Below are 3013 nucleotides of genomic sequence, written 5' to 3'. Positions count from 1 at the left end.
TAAAAATGGCCGAATCCATAGCTTAGCTATGAATTCGACCAAAAATCCATTTTTATTATTTAGTTGTCTACTTGACAGGGTACAGTTCACAATAGTTGGCAGGCTTTTTTATTTTTTAAAATTCTTCATATGTTGCTGGGTCTTGATCTTTAAGACGTCCGTTGTCTTGTGTTAATGCATCGATTATAGCTAAGTCTTCTGATTCTAAATAGAAATCGAAAATATCTATATTCTGTATTTGTCTTGCGATTGATGTAGATTTAGGGATTGGTACTACACCGTTTTGTACGTGCCATTTTAAGATGATTTGTGGAATAGTTTTGTTATATTTCTCTGCGATTTGTCCGATTTTTGCATCGTTTATGACTTCTGATGCTCGACCTAGTGGGCTCCATGCTTCTATTATAATCCCTTTTTCTTTATGGTATTCTAGTACGTCTTTTTGATTAAAGTAAGGGTGTAATTCTATTTGGTTAACAGTTGGTAACACGCCTGTTTCTTTTTCTAATGTTTCGATGTGTTCTTCTAAGAAGTTACATACACCGATAGATTTAATAAGTCCAAGTTTTTGAGCATCGATTAATGCTTTCCATGCTTCGACATATTTTCCTTGTTTAGGGTTTGGCCAATGTATTAAATATAAGTCGAGATATTCAACGCTAAGTCGATAAATAGATTCTTGAATGGCATTTATTGCTTGATCATAACTGTGATAACGTCCTGGTAATTTAGAAGTTACAATAATTTGGTCGCGATCTACGTGGCTTTCTTGAATGGCTTTACCAACTGTACCTTCATTTTCATAGTTATATGCAGTATCAAGGATTCGATATCCATTATTTAGTGCATTTACGATTGCATGTACGCCAGTTGTTCCGTTTAGCTTATATGTACCAAATCCTACTTGCGGTAACGCTTGTCCATCAATTAAATTATAATTTTCCATGATTATAATGCCTCCTATTTAAAATATAAAGACTCTACAATTGTAAACTATATCATATTATGAATTACGTACTTCAGTAATTAGCTTGCGAAAGTTTTTGAAGATAAAATTTCTTTTTTTAATTTTTAGTAAAACGTATTGAATTCATAGAATGAATGTAGTAATATGTATCTCATTGCGCAAGGTAAGTAGCTAATAGCTAGAGTCATATTATGGAGAAAAGAAGGGTTAAAATGGAGCGTGTATGTGTTATTTCATTAAGCATTATTGATGCGATAATGATACTCATGTTATTACTGTTTAATACATTCATTATATCTAACATTTATGTGTTAACAGTGTATGCTTTAATCATGGTACTGGTTTCTGGTTATATAGTTTATTTAGCTATAAGTATGAAATGTGATCAATCTATTAATCAATTTGATCAATATCCTAAATAATAGAATTTAACGAGTATATGATAATAATTTAAGCGAATAAGCCGTCTAGGTTTATTCGCTTTTTAAATTTTATTTAAAAAATTGTAATTGTGTTTTTAAAATGTAGTAACATACTTTTAATTTGCATGTTATAATTGTGGTGTTTTTAATAAATAAAAAGGTGGACAATAAACAATGTTTCTAATCATCAATATAATTGGTTTGTTGGTATTCATTGGTGTCGCTTTTCTTTTTTCTAGGGATAAAAAGAATATTGATTGGAAATCAGTATCCATACTTATTGCTATTAACTTAGCATTAGCATGGTTTTTCACTCAATTTTCTTTTGGAGCAAAATTTGTTAAAGGTGCGGCTGATGGTGTGTCGTGGCTTTTAGAATCTGCTTTTTCGGGAATTGGATTTGCATTTGGTAGCTTCACAGCGCCAGGACCAGGGAATATGGATATGGCAGTTTCAGCGTTACTACCAATTCTACTAGTTGTACCGATATTTGATATCTTAATGTATTTAGGTATTTTACCAAAATTCATTTCAATATTAGGTTGGGTTATTTCAAAAGTAACGAGACAACCTAAGTTTGAGTCGTTTTTCTCTATTGAAATGATGTTTTTAGGAAATACGGAAGCTTTAGCAGTATCATCTAAACAGTTAACGTCTATGAATAAAGTCAGAGTATTAACAGTTGCAATGATGTCTATGAGTTCAGTTTCAGGTGCAATTGTTGGTGCATATGTCACAATGATACCGGGGGAATATGTATTAACTGCTATACCATTAAACATAATTAATGCAATTATTGTAACAACTATTTTAAATCCATTTGATTTAGATCCAGAAGAAGATGTTGTAGCTGAGATAGACGAAGGGGAAAGACAACCATTCTTCTCATTTTTAGGGGATTCAGTAATCAATGCAGGTAAACTTGTATTAATCATTATCGCGTTTGTTATCGCGTTTGTTGCAATCGCAGACTTGATTAATAAATTATTAGGTATTATGGATCCTATTCCATATTTACCAAACATAAGATTAGAGTACATACTCGGTATCTTTATGTTCCCATTTGCAATTTTACTCGGTATGCCAGTTGGCGAAGCTTGGGTAGTTGCTCAACAAATGGCACTTAAAATTGTAACAAATGAATTTGTTGTGATGAGTACAATCAGTAAAGAGATAAGTGAATATTCAACACATAGAGCGGCAGTAATTAGTACTTTCTTAGTATCATTTGCTAACTTCTCTACAATTGGTATGATAATAGGAACACTCAAGGGCATTGTCAAAGACGATGTATCTAATTTTGTATCTAAATATGTACCAATGATGCTGCTTTCAGGTATTTTAGTATCACTGTTAACAGCTGCATTCGTTGGATTATTTGCTTGGTAAGCTTAATAAATACTTATATAGATTAAATTTAAAAGCAACAAGCACATTTAATGTACTTGTTGCTTTTTTATAAGGGGGAGATATCATGCTCAGACGTGTGCTAGATATTTCAAGTATTGTTATGTGGTTATTTTCTATAATATTAATGGTTCTGTTGCAAAGTTGAATTTATAGTATAATTTTAACAAAAAGGAGTCTTCTGTATGAACTATTTCAGATATAAACAATTTAACAA

The 3013-nt window shown here is 31.5% G+C and carries 3 protein-coding genes; 2 read left to right on the top strand and 1 reads right to left on the bottom strand.

The genetic code is table 11. The annotated features are described in order from the left end of the window. Window positions 1-115: 115 nt before the first annotated feature. Window positions 116-946 carry an aldo/keto reductase gene (locus CD129_RS08255; protein ID WP_115337750.1) on the bottom strand — a complete coding sequence of 277 codons (831 nt, stop codon included), beginning with the start codon at window positions 944-946 and terminating at the stop codon, window positions 116-118. A 233-nt stretch (window positions 947-1179) separates the two neighbouring features. Here CD129_RS08255 and CD129_RS08250 point away from each other — a divergent pair, with 233 nt between their 5' ends. Together CD129_RS08250 and CD129_RS08245 are read left to right on the top strand one after the other, a co-directional pair. Next, window positions 1180-1389: a hypothetical protein gene (locus CD129_RS08250; protein ID WP_016912763.1), complete on the top strand. Its 210-nt coding sequence runs from the start codon at window positions 1180-1182 to the stop codon at window positions 1387-1389. 174 nt (window positions 1390-1563) lie between these two features. After that, window positions 1564-2778, top strand: a complete 1215-nt coding sequence (locus CD129_RS08245) for a NupC/NupG family nucleoside CNT transporter (RefSeq protein WP_115337749.1) — start codon at window positions 1564-1566, stop codon at window positions 2776-2778. Window positions 2779-3013: the final 235 nt, after the last annotated feature.

The sequence above is a fragment of the Mammaliicoccus fleurettii genome (assembly GCF_003970575.1).
In the GTDB taxonomy this organism is placed as follows: Bacteria; Bacillota; Bacilli; order Staphylococcales; family Staphylococcaceae; genus Mammaliicoccus; species Mammaliicoccus fleurettii.
This window is presented reverse-complemented; position numbering and strand designations above follow the sequence as displayed.